This is a genomic window from Micromonospora sp. NPDC051196, from assembly GCF_040682415.1.
Lineage (GTDB): Bacteria > Actinomycetota > Actinomycetes > Mycobacteriales > Micromonosporaceae > Micromonospora.
The window spans coordinates 278563-299987 of sequence record NZ_JBFBAY010000008.1; the positions used below are offsets into that span (position 1 = coordinate 278563).

The 21425-nt window shown below is 71.9% G+C and carries 17 protein-coding genes and 1 riboswitch; of the genes, 9 read left to right on the top strand and 8 right to left on the bottom strand.

Annotated features, from left to right (window positions below):
• Window positions 1-49: 49 nt before the first annotated feature.
• Window positions 50-979: a hypothetical protein gene (locus tag AB0M35_RS18260; protein WP_363746672.1), complete on the top strand. Its 930-nt coding sequence runs from the start codon at window positions 50-52 to the stop codon at window positions 977-979.
• A 102-nt stretch (window positions 980-1081) separates the two neighbouring features.
• Window positions 1082-1591 carry a GNAT family N-acetyltransferase gene (locus tag AB0M35_RS18265; protein ID WP_363746674.1) on the top strand — a complete coding sequence of 170 codons (510 nt, stop codon included), beginning with the start codon at window positions 1082-1084 and terminating at the stop codon, window positions 1589-1591.
• 11 nt (window positions 1592-1602) lie between these two features.
• Here AB0M35_RS18265 and AB0M35_RS18270 read toward each other — a convergent pair whose 3' ends face one another.
• The 7 genes from AB0M35_RS18270 to AB0M35_RS18300 are packed head-to-tail and all read right to left on the bottom strand — an operon-like array spanning window position 1603 to window position 9830.
• Window positions 1603-3882, bottom strand: a complete 2280-nt coding sequence (locus tag AB0M35_RS18270) for an AAA family ATPase (protein ID WP_363746676.1) — start codon at window positions 3880-3882, stop codon at window positions 1603-1605.
• Between the two features lie 37 nt (window positions 3883-3919).
• Window positions 3920-4426, bottom strand: coding sequence for a hypothetical protein (locus AB0M35_RS18275; protein WP_363746678.1), 507 nt, complete (start codon window positions 4424-4426; stop codon window positions 3920-3922).
• A gap of 40 nt (window positions 4427-4466) precedes the next feature.
• On the bottom strand, window positions 4467-5213 hold the full coding sequence (locus tag AB0M35_RS18280; RefSeq protein ID WP_363746680.1) for an ATP/GTP-binding protein: 747 nt from the start codon (window positions 5211-5213) through the stop codon (window positions 4467-4469).
• Window positions 5191-5667 carry a DUF742 domain-containing protein gene (locus AB0M35_RS18285; protein WP_363746682.1) on the bottom strand — a complete coding sequence of 159 codons (477 nt, stop codon included), beginning with the start codon at window positions 5665-5667 and terminating at the stop codon, window positions 5191-5193. The genes AB0M35_RS18280 and AB0M35_RS18285 overlap by 23 nt, the downstream gene beginning before the upstream one ends.
• Window positions 5664-6134 (bottom strand): roadblock/LC7 domain-containing protein, encoded by a 471-nt coding sequence (locus tag AB0M35_RS18290; RefSeq protein WP_203223036.1) that lies wholly within the window; start codon window positions 6132-6134, stop codon window positions 5664-5666. Before AB0M35_RS18290 ends, AB0M35_RS18285 begins: the two co-directional genes overlap by 4 nt.
• Complete coding sequence (locus AB0M35_RS18295; protein WP_363746684.1) at window positions 6131-8671, bottom strand: ATP-binding protein; 2541 nt, start codon at window positions 8669-8671, stop codon at window positions 6131-6133. Before AB0M35_RS18295 ends, AB0M35_RS18290 begins: the two co-directional genes overlap by 4 nt.
• Window positions 8658-9830 (bottom strand): hypothetical protein, encoded by a 1173-nt coding sequence (locus AB0M35_RS18300; protein ID WP_363746686.1) that lies wholly within the window; start codon window positions 9828-9830, stop codon window positions 8658-8660. The genes AB0M35_RS18295 and AB0M35_RS18300 overlap by 14 nt, the downstream gene beginning before the upstream one ends.
• Window positions 9831-10201: 371 nt before the next feature.
• On the opposite strand from AB0M35_RS18300, the gene AB0M35_RS18305 reads away from it, so the two are divergent.
• Together AB0M35_RS18305 and AB0M35_RS18310 are read left to right on the top strand one after the other, a co-directional pair.
• On the top strand, window positions 10202-13066 hold the full coding sequence (locus AB0M35_RS18305; protein ID WP_363746688.1) for an alpha/beta fold hydrolase: 2865 nt from the start codon (window positions 10202-10204) through the stop codon (window positions 13064-13066).
• Window positions 13067-13164: 98 nt separating this feature from the next.
• The gene (locus AB0M35_RS18310; protein ID WP_363746690.1) at window positions 13165-14055 is read left to right on the top strand and encodes an ABC transporter permease subunit; all 891 of its coding nucleotides are present in this window, start codon (window positions 13165-13167) and stop codon (window positions 14053-14055) included.
• Window positions 14056-14129: 74 nt separating this feature from the next.
• Here the strand turns inward: AB0M35_RS18310 and AB0M35_RS18315 are convergent, their stop codons facing one another.
• The gene (locus tag AB0M35_RS18315) at window positions 14130-14867 is read right to left on the bottom strand and encodes a DUF4232 domain-containing protein (protein WP_363746692.1); all 738 of its coding nucleotides are present in this window, start codon (window positions 14865-14867) and stop codon (window positions 14130-14132) included.
• A 265-nt stretch (window positions 14868-15132) separates the two neighbouring features.
• Here AB0M35_RS18315 and AB0M35_RS18320 point away from each other — a divergent pair, with 265 nt between their 5' ends.
• From AB0M35_RS18320 to paaN, 5 genes are all read left to right on the top strand, one after another.
• Window positions 15133-15582 carry a DoxX family protein gene (locus AB0M35_RS18320; protein ID WP_363746693.1) on the top strand — a complete coding sequence of 150 codons (450 nt, stop codon included), beginning with the start codon at window positions 15133-15135 and terminating at the stop codon, window positions 15580-15582.
• Window positions 15583-15759: 177 nt separating this feature from the next.
• A riboswitch (SAM riboswitch) is annotated at window positions 15760-15895 on the top strand.
• Window positions 15896-15904: 9 nt separating this feature from the next.
• Window positions 15905-17191 (top strand): threonine synthase, encoded by a 1287-nt coding sequence (gene thrC / locus AB0M35_RS18325; RefSeq protein WP_363746694.1) that lies wholly within the window; start codon window positions 15905-15907, stop codon window positions 17189-17191.
• Between the two features lie 321 nt (window positions 17192-17512).
• A complete protein-coding gene (locus AB0M35_RS18330; protein ID WP_363746696.1) occupies window positions 17513-18529 on the top strand; it encodes a GNAT family N-acetyltransferase in 1017 nt (338 codons plus the stop codon).
• Window positions 18530-18576: 47 nt separating this feature from the next.
• Window positions 18577-19593 carry a GNAT family N-acetyltransferase gene (locus tag AB0M35_RS18335; protein ID WP_363746697.1) on the top strand — a complete coding sequence of 339 codons (1017 nt, stop codon included), beginning with the start codon at window positions 18577-18579 and terminating at the stop codon, window positions 19591-19593.
• Window positions 19594-19646: 53 nt separating this feature from the next.
• Window positions 19647-21320 (top strand): phenylacetic acid degradation protein PaaN, encoded by a 1674-nt coding sequence (paaN, locus tag AB0M35_RS18340; RefSeq protein ID WP_363746699.1) that lies wholly within the window; start codon window positions 19647-19649, stop codon window positions 21318-21320.
• Window positions 21321-21425 lie beyond the last annotated feature (105 nt).

The following is a 21425-nucleotide window of genomic DNA, read 5'->3' on the forward strand; positions in this document are numbered from 1 at the left end:
GGTGATGACCCGAGGCGACCCCGCCGGACCGAGGCGGAGCGGTGTGCAGGTGACGCACCCGGGAAGCGGCACCGGGCCGCCCGAGGCGACCGCCGACGAGCGTCGGCGGGGCATGGCCGTCGGGTCGGCACCGACCATGCGGGTACGCTCCGCGTCCGTTCCGGCACCCGACCGCGCGGTCAACGAGGACGTGGTGTTCCAGTTCGGGCCGCTGGTCGGGGTGCTGGACGGGGCGACCGTGCCGGAGGGCTTCGACACCGGCTGCGTACACGGGCCGCAGTGGTATGTCCGGCACCTGGCGGCCCGGCTCGGCCTGGCCGAGGCGGCCCGGCCGGCGGCGACGCTGGTGAGCAACCTGGCGGCGGCGATCCTGGCGGTCCGGGCCGACCACGGTGACCAGTGCGATCTCGATCATCCGGGTACCCCGGCCAGCACGGTCTGCCTGCTGCGTGACGGTGGGGATCAGGTGGACTACCTGGTGCTCTGCGACAGCCCGCTGGTGCTCGACAGTGGCGACCGGGTCGATGTGATCGTCGACGACCGCCTGGCCGCCGCAGCGGCCGGCCTGCGCGGCACCGCCGCCGTACTACCCGAGTCGACCGACCGGGCCACCCGGTTGCGGCACGCCGTGTCGGTGCAGCGGGAGCGGATGAACCGTACGCAGGGTTACTGGGTCGCGGCGGCCGACCCGGATGCGGCGTACCACGCGGTGGTCGGCAGCCTGCCGTTGCGCGGGCCGTCGGCGCTGCGCCGTGCGGTGCTGCTCAGTGACGGGGCGTCCGTCGCCGTGGAGGAGTTCGGGCTGTTCGACTGGGGTGGCCTGCTCGACGTGGTGGCCGCCGAGGGGCCGGCCGGGCTGATCGCCCGGGTGCGGGCCGCCGAGCAGGACCATCCCGACCGGTTGCGCCGGCACAAACGGGCCGACGACGCCTCCGCCGTTCTGTGTGAGTTCAACCGGCCGTACGACAGCGGAGCGTGAGGCAGTATCGCTTCGGCCAACCGGCCCATCCCTTCGCACCAGAGGTTCACCTCGTCGCCAACCGGGTGGACTTCCGCTGTCGAGAGCGGAAGACTCCGGCAGGTGACGGGTGCGGTCCGGTTGGAGCCGGTGGACGAGCAGAACATCGAGCCGTTGCTCTCCGTAGCGGTTGCCGAGGCGGAGCCGGCCGACGTGATGCCCCCGGTGGCGGCGCCGGCCGGGTGGTCGCACGCCCGGCGGGAGGCGTTCCGGGAGTACCACCGGGCCAACTTCGGTGGTCTCGACGCGGCCACCCGCACCGCCATGTACGCGATCCTGGCCAGCGGTGAGGTGGTCGGGATGATCCGGATGACCCGGCGGGACGAGCCCGACGCCGTCGAGGTGGGCATGTGGCTCGGCCGGTCCGCCCGGGGTCAGGGCATCGGCGCGGCGGCATTGCGCGAGTTGCTGAACCTGGCCGCCGCGGCCGGCATGCGGATCGTGGTCGCCGACACGTCACCGGAGAATCGTGGGGCGCTGTCGGTGCTGGAGAAGTGCGGCGCGAAGCTGCGCGAGAACGACGACCGGGTGCACGCCGAGATCCACCTCGACGCGACGCCGCCGGCCCTCTAGGGCTCAGCCGTTCAGCCGCGCTGTTCGGCGTACGCGGCCAGCCACGCCACCTGGGCCGGGTCCAGGGAGGGACGTACCCGGCTGCGGGCGGTCTCGACGTGCGCGGCGGTGACCGTGGCGGCGGCCAGCGACTCGCGCATCGCGGCCAGTGCCGCCTCGCGGACCAGCGCGGCACAGTCGGCAGCCGAGAAGGCGTCCAACTCCGCGCCGAGCGCGCCAAGGTCGACGTCCTCGGCGAGCGGCACGTTGCGCGCGGCGGCGCGGAGGATCTCCGAGCGCGCCTCGGCGTCCGGTGGCGGCACGTAGACCAGCCGTTCCAGCCGCCCCGGGCGCAGCAACGCCGGGTCGACCAGGTCGGGTCGGTTGGTCGCGCCGACCACCACGACGTTGCGCAGCGCCTCCACCCCGTCCAGTTCGGTGAGCAGCGCGGCGACCACCCGGTCGGTGGTGCCGCCGTCGGTTGCCTGGCCGCGTACCGGGGCGAGGGCGTCCACCTCGTCGAGGAAGACCAGCGTCGGTGCGGCCTCCCGGGCCCGGCGGAAGAGTTCGCGTACGGCCCGTTCGCTCTCGCCGACCCACTTCGACAGCAGTTCCGCGCCCTTGACCGAGAGCACGTTCGCCCGGCCGGAGCCGGCCAGCGCGGTAACCAGGTAGGTCTTGCCGCAGCCCGGCGGCCCGTAGAGCAGGACCCCACGGGGTGGCTGCACGCCGAGCCGGGCGAACGTGTCCGGGTAGGTCAGCGGCCAGAGCACCGACTCGGTCAACTGCTGCTTGACCTCGATAAGGTCACCGACATCGTCGAGGGTGACCCGGGCCAGTTCCAGGGTCGACGCGGCCATGCTGGTCGGCCGGACCACCTCCAGCGCGGCGCTGAAGTCGGCCATCCGTACCGTCGGGTTCTCCGCCGACTTCTGACGCAGCGCCGCGCGGACCCCGGCCTCGCGGACCAGCGCGGCCAGGTCGGCGGCGACGAAACCGGGAGTACGTCCCGCCACCTCGTCCAGCCGTACGTCGTCGGCGAGCGGGACCGGGCGGGTCAGCACGGTCAACTGTTCCCGGCGCAGGGCGGCGTCGGGCAGGGGTACGTCGATCCGCACCGAGAGCAGGTCCGGGGCGCGTAGCGCCGGATCCACGGCCTCCGGCCGGCTGGTGGTGCAGACCACGGCCGCGCCGGCCCGGACGACCTGGGCGAGGCACTGGCGGAACACGGTCGCCACCGGGCCCGGTGTCTCCGCCGGGGCGAGCGCCTCCACGTCGGTGACCAGCAGTACCGCCGGCCCGTCGGCGACCACCTCGGCGGTGATCGCCCGTAGCCGTGCCGCAGCCGAGGAGTTGCTCAGCGCCGCGATCTCTGGCGCCCAGAGCGGATGCACCCGGGCACCGACCTGGGCGGCGACCGCGTGGACCAGCGCCGACTTACCCGAGCCGGCCGGACCGCTGACGAACACCCCGAGCGCCACCGCGGTCCCCAACCGGCTCAGCACCTCGCGGTGGTGGAAGCCGAGGTCGAGCAGTTGCGTCAACTCCTCCGCCTGGGAGCGCAGGCCGGGCAGCTCGTCCACCGACGGGACGTGCTCGGCCTCGGCCGCCCTGCCGGCGCCGGTGGTGGTGGTCAACCGGTCGGTGCCGGTGTGGCCTGCTGCGATGCCGCCGCCAGGACCGGTGCCGGCCAGGGAGGCGGCGCGGCCGGCGATCGGGCCGGCGACGCCGTGGGTGGCGGCCCCGTGCTCCCAACCGACCGTGGTGTCCATGGTGACCAGGGCGCCCACCTCGGGTTCGGTGGCGACGACCCGCAGCAGCGTGCTGGTCCAGGCGTAGCCGACCCGGGTGGAGAGGCTGCGCCGGGCCGCCTCGACCAGGCTGCGCGTCGAGGCGTCGGGCAGGACGTCCTGGGGCAGCAGCGACACGTCGTCTCCGGTGGTGACCACCTTGCCCAACAGTGCCAACCGCAGCATCTCCGGGGAGATCACCGCGACGACCTCCGCCGGCCCGGCGAGCAGCACCCGGGCCGCTGCGGTGACCGGGGTGGCGCTCACCCGTACCTGCCCACCGTCGCGCACGCCGAGGTTGCCCAACATCAGGTCGTCGGCGTACAGCAGGGTGGCGCTGGCGGTCGGTTCGGCCGGGGCGACGATGCCGGCGGTCACCCGCCGGCCGTTCAGCTGAACCGGGTCGCCGGGCCGCAGGGCCAGCGCGGTGAGCACCTCGGGGTGCAACCGGACGATGCCGCGCCGGGCATCCAGCGCGGCTGGCCGCAGGCTCGCGGTCAGGGTCAACTCGGGTTCGCCCATCGCCCGACCCTAAACGGCCCGATCATCCCGCGTTCGGTCAGGCCGGTGGATCCTCACTGTTGAGCAGGGACGGGTCGCGGCGGATCAGCTCGGCCAGCCGGGCCGCCGGGTCGCCGGTCAGACTCTCCTGGCCGGCGGGCCAGCCGGCGACGGTGTTCGCCGACATCGGCCAGGCCGGTGGTGGCGCCACGGGCTGCCCGGTCACCGTCACCTCCTGGCCGGTCCAGGCCACCCGCAGGGCGTACGCCTGCCCGTCGTGATCGACGCGGGCGGTGACCGCCGTGCCCGGATGGGCCTCGACGGCGGCCCGCAGCGCCTCGGCGACGTCGTGCAGGACGTGTCGGGGCGGCGTTCCGGCCGGCTCCCGGGGCGTGTCCCAGCCGGGCCCCGCGTTTCGTCCGCCGGCACCCGACGACTGGGCCGCGTCCAGCGCTGCGGACCCGGATTCGTCGTCGGCCCGGTCGGCAGGTTCCGTGGACCGGCGGCGCAGCGCCTCCTCGCGCCGACGCATCCGGGCCAGGGTCTCGTCCAGCCCGCCTCTCATCCGCCTCACCCCTTCCACGAGGGGCTCCGAGCCGGTCGGCTCAGGCCCGTTTGTCCCGGGTGGCCCGGTCCAGCGCCCGGTCCAGGACGACCAGCAGGGCGTCCCGCACCGAGAGTCGATCCCGGGCGTCGAACTGCACCAGAGGTACATGTTCGCCGATCGCCAGGGCCCAACGAATAGCACCGAGGTCGTGTGCCAGTCGGCCGTCGAAGGCGTTCACCCCGACCACGAAGGGCAGTGCGGCGCGCTCGAAGAAGTCGATCGCCGGATAGCAGTCGTCCAGCCGGGCGCTGTCGACCACCACCAGCGCGCCGAGTGCGCCGCGCGCCAGGTCGTCCCACATGAAGCCGAAGCGGGCCTGACCGGGCGTGCCGAACAGGTACAGCTTGAGGCTGCGGTCGATGGTGACGCAGCCGAAGTCCATCGCCACGGTGGTGGTGGTCTTGTCGAAGCGTTGCCCGGGATCGTCGACCCCGATCCCGGCGATCGTCATCTCCGCCTCGGTGGTCAACGGATCGATCTCCGATATCGACGCCACCGTGGTGGTCTTGCCGACCCCGAAACCACCCGCGATCAGGATCTTGACCGGGATCGGCGGCGCGGTACGCGGCGGCGTGCCGGTCGTCGGCGAATGGTACGGCGACGCTGCCGGCCGGGGTGGTGGCGGTGTGGCCCGTCCCACCGACGGCGGGACGGGTGCCGAACCGCCGTAGCGGGCCGTGGCGCTGTTGGCGGCGAGCGCGCCCTGCGGGGCGACCGGCCAGTCAGGAGATTGCACGGAGTCCATCAATCACTCGCAGGATGACGTCGGGGTCGAGGGCGTCGTCGGTGTCGGTGACGTGCACGTCCAGATGGCCGGCGGCGCGCAGGTCACCCACCAGCACCCGGGTCACGCCGAAATGCAGCCGGGTCTTGGCGGAGATCTCGGCGACCGAGATCGGCTCACCGCAGAGTGCCACGATCGCCTGTGCTTCCGGGGTCAGCCGGGTGGCCGTCAGGTGCCACGCCTCGGCGGTGTGCCGGGCCGTCACCTGGGTTTCCAGGCCGATCGTCGGATCGGCGCCGGCCACCCGACCGGCGGTGAGCACGAACGGGCGCAGCCCGGTCGGCCCGACCGGCTCCGCCCCGACCGCCGCCGGCGCCCCCGCCGAGTCGGCGTCACCGACCGGGGAGGACTCGCGCAGGTAGGGCCGGATCCGGGGAACCGGCCCCGGCTCCGCACCGGCGGCGTCGGGATTCACTGTTGTACGGAATTCTTGAGTTCGGCGATCAGGCGCGGGGTGAGTGCACTACCGGCCCGACCGGCGAAGAGGGTCATCTCGTAGGCCACGGTGCCGAGGTTGGCCGACCGGTCGGCCACCACGCCGAGTACCGAGCCGCTGCTGATCGCACTGATCAGCAGGTACCCCTCAGCCATGTCCACCACGACCCGGTTCAGCCCGCCGAGGGCGTACCAGCTGGCGGCCCCACCGGCCAGGCTGGTCATGCCGGAGACCACGGCGGCGAGCCGTTCCGCGTTGGACCGGTCCTTGATCGCGGACATGGCCATCAGCAGCCCGTCCGACGACACGGCGATCGCCTCCAGCACGCCCGCCGTGCTGGACGTGAAGGTGTCCAGCAGCCAGTTGAAGGTGCGGGCCTCGGGGCTGAGGTCACCGGCCGGGTGGCTCGAATGGTCGAGGTTCTCGTGTACGTGCGGGCTGGTCAATGTGGCGTTCCTTCTTCGTCGCTGCGGTCGGGACGGACGTCGCGCAGAGCCCGGGCGACGCCGGTCTCGAACGCGTTGATGAGGTCGCGGACCTCGGCCGGGTCGCCGGGGTGGTCGGTGAGCTGCTGCCGGGTCGGCGCGGTGACCAGGTTCGCGCCGGGAACCCGCCGGGTCAGCTGGGCCGGAGCGCCGGACGGTGGTGGTGGAACCGGCTCGGGGAGGGCGTGCCCCCGGTGCTGTTCGGCTCGGCGTACCCCGGACTCGACCTGCTCGACCAGGGTGCGGGCGGCGGTCGGGTCGGCGCCGGTGGCGTCCACCGGGCCCACCTGAGGTGCGATTCTCGGCAGGCTGGCCCCCGGCACCCGTTGCCGGATTCCGGGCAGCGGGGTGGCCGCACCGGCTGCTGTGGCAGGGACCGTCGGGCCCTGCGCCGGTGCCGGGTCGGTGTCGACCGGGGTGGACACCTCGCGGGCCGCGGTGCCGAAGGCATCCCACGACTCGGCCAGCTCGATGCTTTCGGTTGCCCGGGTCAGCAGCCGCTGATCGAACCCGCCCGGCTCGCCCGTACCGGCCGCCGCCAGCCCTTCCCCGGGCCGGGCAGGGCTGGCGGGCATCGGCTGCGGACGGGCCGGCAGGGCGGGCCGGGCGGTGATCGAGGTGGCTCGGGTACCCGCGTGCGTGGGTGTGCCGAGCACGAGGTCCGGCCGGGGGACCGACAGGGTGGCGGAGACCCCGCCGCCGGGAGTGGCCGACAGGGCGACCGCCCAGCCGTGCCGACGGGCCAGCCGGCCCACCACGAAGAGCCCGAGCACCTCGGTCGGGGCGAGGTCCAGCCGCTCGCGTCGGGTGAGCCGGGCGTTCTCGTCGGCCAGCCGCGCCTCGGTCATGCCGATACCGTGGTCCACCACGGTCAGTCGGGCACCCTCGTCGGTGAGTTCGCCGTTGACCACCACCCGGCTGTGCGGCGGGGAGAAGACGGTGGCGTTCTCCATCAACTCGGCCAGCGCCAGCACCAGGTCCCCGACGATCGCCGGTGCCGCCGAGACGTCGGCGGGCACCTGTACGTCCACCCGGGTGTAGTCCTCGATCTCACCGAGGGCCAGGCGGACCACGTCGGCGAGCGGAACCGGTGCGGCGTGCACCACGTCGCCGGCCGCGCCCGAGAGCACCACCAGGTTGCCCGCGTTGCGCCGCAGCCGGCTGGAGATGTGGTCGAGCCGGTACAGGTTCTCCAACCGCCCCGGCTCGGTCTCCTGCTGCTCCAACCGGTCGATCAGGGCGATCTGTCGACCGACGAGGTTCTGCGTACGCCGACCGACGTGGCCGAACATCTGGGCCACGTTGCGTCGGCTCGCCACCTGCCGTTCGACCAGTTGGGCGGCGGTGCTCTGGACCCGTTCGAAGGCCCGGGCCAGGTCGCCGATCTCGTCGCGGCCCCGGATCTCGACCCGGTCGAGGCGGATCGACTGAGCCTGGTCCGCCTCGTCGTCGGCGACCCGGAGCAGTTCGGACTCGGCAACCCGGGCGACGCGGTCGGCGGACCGGGTGAGCCGGGTCAGCGGCCTCGCGACCGACCGGCCGACCACCAGGGCGAGCAGCCCGACGACGAGCAGGATCACCAGGACCAGGGCGGTCACCCAGTACGCGGCGAACAGCGCGGCCTGCCGCTCGGCGCGTACCTCGGCGGTGACGTCGGTGACCAGCTTCTTCTCCACGAACTGACCCAGGGTGATCAGCGAGGAGGTGGTCGCGTAGAGCGCCTCGACGGGAATCCGGGCTGCCGCGGCGACCGGGTCCAGGGCGCTCTGTTCGAGGAAGTCCTCCCCGGCGCGGGCGTCCACCGCTGCCTGCTCGATGTCCATCAGCACCAGCTGCTCGGGGCTGAGCAGGCCGATCATCTGATTGCTGTCGGCCCGGAGGGTGGCCATGTTGGCCACGTAGGCGGTGGCGAGCCCCGGATTCGGGTCGACGGCGATGAGCACGATCAGGGCGGCGCCGGCACTGATCCCTTCGCTCTTGCGCAGGATGCGGTCCAGGGCCAGCACCTGCCGGCCGACCGAGGTGCGGGTGTCCACGTCGTACGGCAGCCGCAGCGAGTCGATCAGCGCGAGGTGCACCGGCGCGTACGTGCCCAGGACCTGTTCGACGGTGGCGCGGTTGGCGAGCAGGGCCGTGCGTACGGGCGCCAGTTGCCGGACCCCGTCGAGCGCGGCGGTCACTCCGGGGGGCAGGTCGTCGCCCAGCTCCGCCCGCAGGTCGGCGACTAGGTCGTCCACCTCCGCGATCTCCTGGACCAGGTCGCTGCGGTCGGCCTGGCGCAGCAGCAGACCGACGGCGAGCATCCGTTCCCGTTGCAGGTGTTGCAGCAAGGTGCCGACCCGGTTGGCGACCTGCACGGTGCTGGCGATGTCGTCGGCCCGCTGTGCCACCCCGACCCGCTCCCAGACCACCGGCAGGGTCAGCCCGAGCATGCAGAGCACGGGGATGAGCACCAACAGGGCGAGCTTGCCCCGGATCCGAAGCCTATCGAGCAGCATCGAAGGGCCTCCAGCGATCCGGGTCGGGTCCCTGTCCCACGGGCACCGGCGGTCGTTGCGCCGCCATCTGCTCCCACCGGCTGCCGGTCGGCTGGTCCGAGCCGGCGGCCTCCGTCCCGCTGCTCGGCGTGCCGGCGGCGGCCGGGTTGTCCCTCGGACGAGACAGCCAGCTGCTCACCGCGAGCGCGATCAGCAGCAGTCCGGCGACCCCACCCGCGCCGAGGACCAGCAGGTTGTCCCGGTTCAGTTCGTCGATCCGCTCGGCCAGCAGTCGGTCGATCTCGTCGAGCAGGACCGGCTGGAGCTGCTTGGCGGCTTCCTGCGCCTCCAGCCGGGCCCCGGTGAGCCGGACCACGTCGAGTTTGCCGCTCTGGTCGGGTTGGGAGGTCAGCGCCATCGCTTCGACCCCCCGCTGGTAGGCGTCGAACGAGCTGAGCACGTTCGCGCCCAGGTCGGCGCTCTCCGAGCTGTCCATCACCGCCCGAAGGTTGTTGACCAGGTCGCCGGCGGGCTGGAGGGCGGCGACCCGGTGGGCGGCCAGTTCGCCGAAGGAGCGCAGCTGTTCGGTGGCGGGTCGCCGTTCGATCAGCGAGGCTAGGTCGGTGAGCCGCCCGGCGGCGACCAGGGCCTCCGGCATCTCCTCCCCGACGCCGTCTTGGAGGAAGTGCGAGTCGGCACCGGCGTCCCGGATCAGACCGCTGCTCTCCCGCACCTTCGTGTGCAGGGCCAGCAGCAGGTCGGTGACCTCGCGGTACGCGGCGAAGGCGGCCTCCGGATCCGCCAGCGAGCGTTCCGGTAGTGCCTCCAGCTTCGCCCGGATGCCGGCCCACCGTTCCCCGGTGCGCAACTCACCGCCGATCCGGGCGTCGACCGCCGCGACCTGCTCGATCGCCTGTTCCAGAACCTGTCGGGGCAACGGCCGGCGGGCGACGGCGGCGCTCTGCGCGTTCACCAGCGCCTCGGTGACCGGCGCGAGGGCCCGCAGGTACTCCACGCCCAGCCGTTCCCGCTCGACGACCTTGCGGTCGGCGTCGACGAGCCGGTGGGCCTGCACGGTGAGCAGCGCCACCGGGAGCAGCAGCGCGACGCTGAGCAGCAGCGGCAACAGCCGACCCCGGGTCCGGGGTCGGCGACGGACCCGCGGAGCGGGAACGGTCATGGTGATCTCCTTGGGGCGGTCGGCGCAGGTACGGCAGCGGCGTCGACGAGCCGGTCCTGTGCGCCGGACCGGAAACTAATCGAACGCCGTTGGTCCGGTACCGGCCTCTCGGGTCGGCTTTGCGTCACTTGGCGCGAGGTGACTCAGGCTCATCGGATCGATCACCGTGGGTGCTGCTTCGGTGGGAGATAAGACGTACTTCCATATGGGATCCGGTAGAAGGTGGGAATTTCCACAATGGGAAGTCGTCCCAAAGGTTGGCCCGATAGACGATGTGCGGTCGACCCCTCCCGGGTGACGTTCGGCCGAACAGAACGGACGTACGGCGGAACTCAGCTAATACACAGGTTGCGCGCCGTACCGTGTGGCGAATGAAATCGCCGATCTCGGCCGCGCGGCTGCGCCGTGCCCTGCCCACCGGTCGCCGGGCCGTCGCGGTGTCGGTGGCCATCGCCCTGCTGGCCGCCGTCGTGGTCTGGGCCGCGTGGCCGGATCGCCCGGGTTTCCGCACCGAGTCCGCGATGCTCACCGTCGCGTCCGGCCCGAACGGCAACGAGCCGGTCGCCCTGGACACCACGCTTTACCTGCCGAAGGACGCCGACGCCGACCGGAAGGTGCCGGCGGTGCTGCTCGCCCACGGCTTCGGCGGCACCAAGAACTCGGTCCGCACCGACGCCGAGGAGTTGGCCGACCGGGGCTACGCGGTGCTGACCTGGACCGCCCGGGGCTTCGGCCGCAGCGGGGGACAGATCCATCTGGACAGCCCCGACTACGAGGTACGCGATGCCCAGCGCCTGCTGGACTGGCTGGCCGCGCGGCCGGAGATCCGTACCGACGGCGACGGTGACCCGCGCGTGGGCGTGGTCGGCGGCTCCTACGGCGGTGGCCTGGCGTTGCTGCTGGCCGCACAGGACCAGCGGGTGGACGCCATCGTCCCGATGATCACCTGGAACGACCTGTCCCGCTCCTTCCTGCCGGAGAGCGCCGGCGGCGAGCCGACCCAGGGGGTGTTCAAGTCCGGCTGGGCCGGCATCTTCTTCGGCGGCGGAGGGAGTGTGGGTTCCGGTCCGGCAGGGATCTCCGGAAACACCGCGGAGGCCCCCGAGGGGGCGCCGTCTCCCGGCCCGCCGAGCCCGGCACCCGGGCAGGGGCCCGGCACCGCACCGGGCGCCCCGACCACCGGCACCATCCCTGATCCCGCCTGTGGCCGGTTCGCCGCCGACGTGTGCGCGGCGTACCTGAGCATCGCCGTCACCGGCCAGGCCGACCAGGCCGCCGTCGACCTGCTGCGGCGCTCCAGCCCGGCCGGCGTGCTGGACCGGATCAAGGCGCCCACCCTGCTGGTGCAGGGGGCGGCGGACACCCTCTTCCCGCTCGGTGAGGCCGACGCCAACGCCCGGGGCATCGCCGCGAACGGCACCCCGGTCCGGGTCGCCTGGTTCACCGGCGGCCACGACGGCGGGGCGGGTCCGCGTACCGACTCCGACCGGGTCAAGTTCCTGACCGCGCAGTGGCTCGACCACTACGTCGCGGGGACGGCCGCCACCCCCGGCGACAGCTTCACCTTCTCCCGTATCGCCGGCTTCGACGCGCTGGACCGAGGGCTGGTGGCGACCGGCTACCGCACCGCGGACTACCCCGGCCTGAATGGTCAGTCGCGACTGGAGGTGGCCGTCGCAGGCCCCGCCCAGGCGGTAGCCAACCCGCCCGCCGGAAACCCGGCGGCGATCTCCTCGGTGCCCTTCGCCGGCTCGTTGAGCTCACTGCTCAGCGGCGTGGCCGCCGACATACCGGGCCAGCACGCCCGGTTCGATTCCGAGCCGCTGACCGAGGCCGTCGACGTGGTCGGGTCGCCCACCGTGCAGATCCGCGCGGCGTCGCCCACCGGCGAGGCGGTGCTCTTCGCCAAGCTCTACGACGTCAACCCGGAGGGGGCGGCGACGCTACCCAGCGGGCTGATCGCCCCGATCCGGTTGACCGGCCTGCCGGCCGACATCGACGATGCCACACCGGCCAGCGTCACCCTGCCGGCGATCGTCCATCGGATCGAGGCCGGGCATCGCCTCCGCCTGGTCCTGGCCACCTCGGACCAGGCGTACACCACCCCGGTCGAGCCGACCGTCTACCAGGTCGCGGCCACCGGTCCGGTGAGCATGCCCACCGTCGACGCCGAGCCGATCCCGACCGAGGCGGTGCTCTGGCGCTGGATCCTGGTCGGGCTGCTCGCCGCGATCGTGCTCGGGCTCGTCGTGCTCGTGCTCCTGCTGCGCCTGCGGCACCGCCGCCAGGACACCTCCGTGCACCCGGAGTACGCGGACACGCCGCTGGCCGTGCGCCACCTGCGCAAGGAGTACGCCGACGGCTTCGTCGCCGTCTCCGAGGTGGACTTCGAGGTGCACCCCGGTCAGGTGGTCGGTCTGCTCGGGCCCAACGGTGCCGGCAAGACCACCACGCTGCGGGTGCTGATGGGGCTGACCCAGCCGACCGCCGGAGAGATCTACGTCTTCGGGCACCGGCTGGTCCCCGGCTCCCCGGTGCTGTCGCGGATCGGCGCGCTGGTCGAGGGGCCCGGCTTCCTGCCGCACCTGTCCGGGCTGGAGAACCTCAAGGCGTACTGGCGGGCGACCGGGCGACCGGCCGCCGACGCGCACTTCGACCAGGCGCTGGAGATCGCCGGGCTCGGCTCGTCGGTGCACCGCAAGGTTCGCAAGTACAGCCACGGCATGCGCCAGCGGCTGGCCATCGCGCAGGCCATGCTCGGCCTGCCCGAGCTGCTGGTGCTCGACGAGCCCACCGACGGGCTGGACCCGCCGCAGATTGCCGAGATGCGCCGGGTGCTCCAGCGCTACGCCACGGACGGGCGGGCGGTGCTGGTCTCCAGCCATCTGCTCGCCGAGGTGGAGCAGACCTGCACCCACGCGGTGGTGGTCAACAAGGGCCGGATCGTGGCCTCCGGGCCGGTCGAGGAGATCGTCGGTGATTCGCCCAGCGTGCTGTTCGAGGTGAGTGACCCGGCGGCGGCCCGCAATGTGCTCGACGGCCTCGGCGGGGTACGGGTGCTCGACGACGCCGACGGGCAGCTGGTGGTCGACACGAACGGCACCGCCCGCAGCGAGGTGGTGGCCGAACTGGTCCGGGCCGGGATCGGAGTGGACCGGGTGGTGCCACGACGCCGCCTGGAGGACGCCTTCCTCGCCCTGGTGGGCGAGAACTCTCGGGGAAGCGGGGACCGGTGATGGCGGGATCGACTGTCGAACCCACGCGCGGCGGGGACGAGCCCACGCCGTCCGGGACGGCGCGCGGTGGCACGTCGTCCGGGGCCGCCGGTGGCGCGGTGACCGGGGCCGCTGGCGGCGCGGTGACCGGGGTGGCGCCGTCGGGTGCCGGGGCTGGCTACCGGCCGTCGCGGACACTGCCGTTCGCGGCGGAGTTCCGGCGGCAGGCGTCGCGGCGGCGTACCCAGCTGGCACTCGGCTTCATGGTGCTGCTGCCGCTGATCATCCTGATCGCCTTCCAGTTCGACACGGGCGACGACGACAACGGCCGGGGCGAGTTCGGCAGCCTGGTCTCCTTCGCCACCTCCGGCGGGTTGAACTTCACCCTGTTCACCATCTTCGTGTCGGCGTCGTTCCTGCTGGTCGTGGTGGTGGCGCTGTTCTGCGGTGACACCGTGGCCAGCGAGGCGAGCTGGGGCAGCCTGCGCTACCTGCTGGCGATTCCGGTGCCCCGGGCCCGGCTGCTGACGATCAAGCTGTTGGTCGCGTTGACCTACTCGGCGTTGGCGTTGGTGCTGCTCGCCGGCACGGCCCTGCTCATCGGCACCCTCCGGTACGGCTGGTCCCCGCTGCGCAGCACGGTCGCCGCCCAGTTGGAGCCGGGCGAGGGACTGCTGCGGCTGCTCGCCGTCCTCGGCTACCTCGCGGTCGTCCTACTGGTGGTCGCCGGCCTGGCGTTCCTGCTCTCGGTGATCACCGACGCCGCGCTGGGTGCGGTGGGCGGCGCGGTGCTGCTGTGGATTCTGTCCAGCATCCTCGATCAGATCACCGCGCTCGGTGCGATCCGGTCCTTCCTGCCGACCCACTACAGCACCGCCTGGCTGGGGCTGCTCTCCACGCCGGTGCAGACCGACGACATCGTCCGTGGTGCCGTCTCCGCGATCTGCTACGCCACCGCATTCTGGGGGCTGGCGTTCTGGCGCTTCACCCGCAAGGACGTCGTCTCCTAGCGGGGCCACTCCGCGAGATCTTGGTACGACATTGCCCTCGGAGGGGCACTTTCGTACCAAGATCTCGCGGCGGGTCAGTGCTGGGGTGCCACGGGGGTTGTGGAGCGGGACGGGGTCGGGGACAGGGGGGTGGTGGGAGGTCGCTTCTTCCAGGCGCTCACGCCGACGCGGTTGGTGTTGCCGAGGTCGATCGGTCCCTCGATGGCGACCTCCTGCGTCGGCTGCCCCTCGGTCGGGGCGACCTCCAGCCGCTGTGCGTCGGTGGCGACCACGGTCGGGTCGTCGACCAGGTTGCGCCAGAGCACCGTCGCGCCCGCGGCTTCTCCTGGTGCCAGCGTCAGTGGCCGGGGCGGGAAGTCGAAGCCGGAAGTGATCTCTTTGGCCCCGAGGATCACCCGGACCCTGATCAGATTTCCGTCGCTGTCCAGTAGCCGCAGTTCCGGGTAGCCGTGCAGCCGGTACGGGCGGCTGCCACAGTTGACCAGTTCCAGGCCTATCGCCCGCAGGCCCATCGCCGCACTCACCCCGAGGTGGCTGATCCGTACGCCGTCGGCGGGGCAGGGGCACGGCGAGCCGGCTCCGGCGCTCGGCTCGGTACGCGTCGGCGGGGTGTCGGGTGTGGTGACCGGGACCGATGGTGGGGCGTCGGTCGTGGCTTGCGCCCCGACGCCACCGGAGCCGGGGGCCGGGGCGCACCCCGCGAGCAGGACGAGCGTGGCGAGCGCGCCAGCAGCACGACGACAGGGCAGCGCCCGCCGTCCACCGGACTGTCGGATAGTCGTTCCTCGAAATGTTCCCCGTATCCCGCGCATCGGGACATCGTTGCACCGAGCGATGTCGGGCGTCTTCCGGACGTCCCGTCGCCGCCATCGCGAAGCACACCCCGCCCGGTAAGGGGATTCCCGCCGAGGCGTCCTTCCGTGAACGGCGAAGACGCTGAGCGATGAGACAGCGCCCGGAAGTTTCGGCCGCTAGGATGACTTGGGAGCGTTCCCATAGGCAGAGATTGCATCGACAATTATCTATGGGCTTCCGCATTCTGGATGCCAACACCCGATCTACAACGGAGGTATCGGAATGCGTATCGACCGGTTCGGCGGCCCGGCACTGTCCCTGTTCCGCATGGTTATCGGCCTGCTGTTTCTCTGCCACGGCCTGGCCTCGTTGTTCGGCGTCTTCGGCGGTAACCGGGGCAGCGGTGAACCCGTGCCGCTCGCCCAGTGGCCCGGCTGGTGGGCCGCCCTGATCCAGGCGCTCTGCGGTGCTCTGGTGCTCGTCGGCCTACTCACCCGCCCTGCCGCGCTGCTGGCGTCGGGCTCGATGGCGTACGCGTACTTCGTCGTCCACCAGCCCGAGGCGCTGCTGCCGCTGCGCAACCACGGCGAGTTGTCAGTGCTGTTCTGCTGGTCGTTCCTGCTGGTCGCGGTGCTCGGCCCGGGTACCTGGGCGCTGGACAACCTGCTGAGCCAGCGCGGCGTGCGATCGGCGGGCATCGACACGGATGAACGCCGATCCGTGCCGGCCTGACCCTCTGCGACAGTCGATCATGCTCAAGCCTGGATCGAGTGGCCATCCGGCGGCGCTGATGCCACTCGATCCAGGAACGAGCGTGACCTGCGGAGTCTTCGGCGATCTCGCTCACAAGCTGGGATAGGCAGGCGACGGACCCGGCACGGCTGCCTAGAATCGGCAGCACAACTGCATACCTCATCCAGAGGGGCTGAGGGATACGGCCCGACGACGCCCCGGCAACCACCTCGCGCGCTCACCGTTGAGCGTCCGGCGGGGCAGGTGCCAATTCCGTCCCCGCCGCAAGGTGCGATGCGGGGAAAGATGAGAGGACTTCGACATGACGTCGACGCTCGCCCCCTCCGGCATCAACACCGCCACCAGCCCGGCCCGCGCCCTGGTCTGCCGTGCCTGTTCGGCCCGCTACCCCCTCGCTGCCCAGCACGCCTGTTACGAGTGTTTCGGCCCGCTGGAGGTCGACTACGACCCGGCCGCACTCGCCGCCGTCACCCGCGAACAGATCGAGGCCGGCCCGCGCAACCTCTGGCGGTACGCCGCTCTGCTCCCCGCCGGCCAGGATCCGGCCACCCGGGTCACCCTGGATCCCGGGTTCACCCCGTTGGTAGCCGCCGACCAACTCGCCGCCGAGTTGGGGATCACCGCCCCGCTGTGGGTCAAGGACGACAGCGCCAACCCCACCCACTCGTTCAAGGACCGCGTGGTGTCGGTGGCCCTGACCGCCGCGAAGTCGCTCGGTTTCTCCCGTTTCGCCTGCGCCTCCACCGGCAACCTGGCCAACTCCGTCGCCGCCCACGCGGCCCGGGTCGGCGTCCCCTCGGTGGTCTTTATCCCCAGTGACCTGGAGCAGGGCAAGGTGGTGACCACCGCCGTCTACGGTGGCGAACTGGTCGCCATCGACGGGTCGTACGACGACGTGAACCGGCTCTGCGGCGAGTTGGTGGAGACCGACGAGTTCGAGGACACCGCCTTCGTCAACGTCAATGTCCGCCCGTACTACGCGGAGGGCTCGAAGACGCTCGGCTACGAGGTCGCCGAACAACTCGGCTGGCGGATCCCCGCCCAGGTGGTCATTCCGATGGCCTCCGGTGAACTGCTCACCAAGATTGACAAGGCGTTCACCGAACTGGTCGAGATCGGGCTGGTCGAGGCGCCCGCCGCCGGCTGGAAGGTGTTCGGCGCGCAGTCGGCCGGGTGCAACCCGATCGCCACCGCCCTGCACGCGGACAGCGACGTCATCACCCCGGTCAAGCCGACCGGCATCGCCAAGTCGCTCAACATCGGCGATCCGGCCGCCGGCCTGTACGCGCTGGAGGCGGTCCGGCGTACCGGCGGCTGGATGGAGTACGCCGACGACGACGAGATCCGTGCCGGGGTGCGGCTGTTGGCGCGTACCACCGGGGTTTTCGCCGAGACGGCCGGCGGTGTGACCGTGGCGGTGTTGCGCAAGCTGGTCGAGTCCGGCCGGTTGGACCCGACCGCCGAGACGGTGGTGTTCAACACCGGCGAAGGGCTCAAGACGCTCGACGCGGTTGCCGGCGAGGTGGGCCCGACGCATCGGATCAAGCCGTCGCTGCGGGCCGCCCGTGACGCCGGCCTGCTCGGCTGAGCCGGCAGCGTGTAATGATCATAGAATCGTGTGATGATCATAAAATTTGGCGCGGCCCAACGGAAATGATCAAGCGATCGCCGCAGGTCGAAGTGGAATCGCGTTTCTTCAGAAATGCGGAAAACACGCCGCCGGGGACTTGACGGCGGGAACCGGGCAGCGGAAGATGCTCCGTGCGGGAGGGCGTTTCGCCGTAGACTTTCAGTCTGTACGACCCAACGCCGGAGGCGTTGTGCGATCGACCCTCCCGACCAAACGTCCGAACGGGCCAGCGAGAAAATTCGCTGGCCCGTTCGTCTTGCGGTCGCGCAGGCTGCCGGCATGACCCTCACCATCGCGCCGTTCGGGGCCGACGACTCCACGGCCATCGAGCAGGCGTACGAGATCGACACCGCCGCCTGGGCGGTGGACGTACCCGATATGCCCAGCTGCCGGCAACGGTTCTTCGGCATGATCCGGCATCCGATGCCCGGCGACGTGGCGGTGCACCTGCTGGCCCACCTGGACGGTGCGCCCGCCGGCTATCTGCTGCTCGACCTGCCGCAGTTGGACAACACCGAGAACGCCTCCGCCGATCTGGTCGTGCACCCGGCGTACCGCCGCCGAGGGGTCGGTCGCGCCCTGTTCGACCACGGCCTCGGTGTGCTGCGTGAGCGAGGGCGCGTGCGGGTGAGCACGATGAGTGCCGCGCACCTGCCCGGCCAGCCGGACCGTCCCTCGCCCGCGACCGCCTTCGCGGCCACCGCCGGCGCGGCGAACGCCCTGGTCGACGTGCGGCGGCGTCTCGACATCAGCCAGCTCGACCAGGCTCGGCTCGACTCGCTGCTGGCCGACGCCCGGGCCCGGGCGGCCGGATACGAACTGTTGTTATGGCAGGGCGGTACGCCGGACGAGTACCTCGCCGACGTGGCGTACCTGGACGGGCGGCTGCTGGCCGACGCGCCGATGGGCGAACTCGCCTGGGAACCGGAGCAGGTCGACGCCGAGCGGGTCCGCAGCACCGACCGGGCGCTGGAGGCACGCGGCCGGCGGCGCTACCACGCCGGCGTACGCCATCAGGCCACCGGGCGGCTGGTGGCGTGGACCCTGCTGGACGTCGGTGCGTCCACCGGCTGGCACGCCTTCCAGCAGATCACCATCGTGGATCCCGAGCACCGCGGGCGCCGGCTCGGCCTGCTCGCCAAGATCGAGAATCTGCGTCACCTGCTCGCCCACGAGCCTGCCGTCCGGGCCGTCGACACCTTCAACGCGGACAGCAACGAGCACATGATCGCGATCAACGAGCAACTCGGCTTCCGGGTGCGCGACCGGTGGAGCAACTGGCAGCTGTCGGTGTGACGGAAAACCGGTGGCAGGGCCGGGCGGTGGCGGGCAGGCTCGCGGCCATGGACATCGCCGTAGCCCCCTTCGACCCCTCCGACGAGGTGGCGCTGGACGACGCGTACCGGATCCGCGCGGCGGCCCAGGCGGTCGACACGCCGGACGTGCCGGTCGGTGACCGCGCCGAGTTCGGCCTGGTCGCGGCCCATCCGCCGTACGGCAACCTGATCCATCGCGCGCTGGCCCGGCGGGGTGGCCGGGCCGTCGGCTATCTGTGGCTGCGCCTGCCGCAGTTGGACAACACCAGCAACGTTCTCGTCGAGCTTTTCGTCGACCCGGCTCACCGGCGGCGCGGGGTGGGCCGGGCATTGCTCGCCCACGCCCGGGAGGTGGCCGCCGAGCACGGCCGCAAACGCCTGATCGCAGAGGTCGACGGGGTGCCGCCGGGAGAGGACCGGCAGCCGCCCGGCGCGGCGTTCGCGGCGGCGGTCGGCGCGCAGGCCGCCTTGCCGATGGTGCGTCGCCGGCTGGACACCACCCGGCTCGACGAGGCGGCGCTCACCGCGCTGCACGAGCAGGCTCGGTCCCGGGCGGCCGGTTACCGCACGATCGCATGGCAGGGTGCGGCCCCCGAGGAGTACGTGGCCGATGTGGCCCGGCTGGAGGCCCGGCTGCTCGTCGATGCCCCCACCGGCGATCTCGCCATGGAGGCGGAGCGGGTGGACGCCGAGCGGATCCGACAGATCGAGCGGTTCCAGGCGCTGCGCGGTCGACGGCGCTACCACCTGGGGGCGGTGCACGAGCAGACCGGGCGGCTGGTCGCCTGGACGATGATCCAGACCGGCCCGTTCACGAACTGGCACGCCTGGCAGGAGATCACCATCGTCGACCCGGCGCACCGGGGGCACCGCCTCGGCCTGCTGGTGAAGATCGAGAATCTGCGTCAGATCCTGGCGCAGGAGCCTGAGCTGCGAGTGATCGACACCTGGAACGCTGCGGTCAACGACCACATGGTCAGCATCAACGAACAGCTCGGCTACCGGGTGGCCGAAAGCGCAGCGGACTGGCAGTTGACCCTCTGAGTTTGTGACACGCCTCTACTGATCGCGGGGCTTGCTGTTGCATGATGGCGGGCATGACGGACACCCCGCACCCCCACTACGACAGGCACGCCGAAACCCTCAACCGCGCGCTGACCGCGATCACGGAGCGCGGGTACTGGTCCGCCTACCCGGAATCACCGAGCCCCCGGGTGTACGGCGAGACCGCGGCGGCCGACGGCAAGGCCGCCTTCGAGGCGTACCTGGGCGGGAACTTCCCGCTCGACCAGCCCACCGACGGCCAGTGGATCACCACCGAGAGCAGCCCGTTCGGCGTCGAGCTGAACGTCGCCTACCCACACGCCACCGCCGACCAGTTGGTCGCCGCCGCGTCCGCCGCGCTGCCCGCGTGGCGTGACGCCGGCCCGCAGACCCGGGCGGGCGTCTGCCTGGAGATCCTGGCCCGGTTGCACAAGAACGTCTTCGAGCTGGCCAACTCGGTGCAGTTCACCAGCGGTCAGGCGTTCGTGATGGCCTTCCAGGCCGGTGGCGCGCACGCCCTTGACCGGGCCCTGGAGGCGATCGCCTACTCCTACGCCGAGATGACCCGGCACCCGGGCACCGCCGGCTGGGAGAAGGCCGCCGGCAAGGGCGACCCGCTGCGGATGACCAAGACCTTCCACGTCGTGCCCCGGGGCGTCGGCCTGGTCATCGGCTGCAACACCTTCCCGACCTGGAACTCGTACCCGGGTCTGTTCGCCTCACTGGTCACCGGCAACCCGGTGGTCGTCAAGCCGCACCCGCGTGCCGTGCTGCCGCTGGCCATCACCGTGCGGTACGCCCGCGAGGTGCTCGCCGAGGCCGGCTTCGACCCGAACCTGGTGCTGCTCGCCCCCGAGGCCGCCGACGAGAAGCTGGCCACCACGCTGGCCCTGCACCCGGCCGTGAAGATCGTCGACTTCACCGGCTCCACCGAGTACGGCGACTGGCTCGAAGCCAACGCCCGGCAGGCGGCCGTCTACACGGAGAAGGCCGGCCTCAACACGGTCGTCATCGACTCCACCGACGACTTCGCCGGCATGTGCCGCAACCTCGGCTTCACCCTCGTCCTCTACAGCGGCCAGATGTGCACCACCTCGCAGAACATCCTCATCCCCCGCGACGGCATCGACACCGACCAGGGGCACAAGAGCTTCGACGAGGTGGCCGCCGGAATCGCCGCCGCTGTCGGCAAACTGACCGCCGACCCCGCGCGGGGCGTCGAGCTGACCGGTGCGATCGTCAACGACGGAGTCCTGGAGCGCTTGGCCGAGGTCACCAAGGTCGGCGAGACGGTGCTGGAATCCCGTACCGTCGAGCACCCGGCCTACCCCGGCGCTGTCGTGCGTACGCCGACGCTCGTCAAGCTGGACGCGGGCGACACCGCAACCTACTCGCGGGAGTGGTTCGGGCCGATCTCCTTCGCCATCGCCACCGATTCCACCGCGCACAGCCTGGAGATCCTGCGGTCGACGGTGGGGGAGAAGGGTGCCTTGACGGCGGCGGTCTACTCCACCGACGAGGCGGTGCTCGACGCCACCGAGAGCGCCGCGATCGAGGTCGGGGTGCACCTGTCGGCCAACCTCACCGGCGGGGTCTTCGTGAACCAGTCGGCGGCGTTCTCCGACTTCCACGGCAGTGGGGCCAACGCGGCGGCCAATGCGGCGTTGACCGATGGCGCTTACGTGGCCAACCGGTTCCGGATCGTGCAGAGTCGTCGGCACGTTTAGTGGTTGCGGTGGGGGGTTCCGGGGCAGCCCGACCCGCTCCGGGCGGTGAGGGGTGGTCGAGGGTGGGGGGGGGGAGGCCCGGAAAAACGTCCGGGGGGGGGGGGT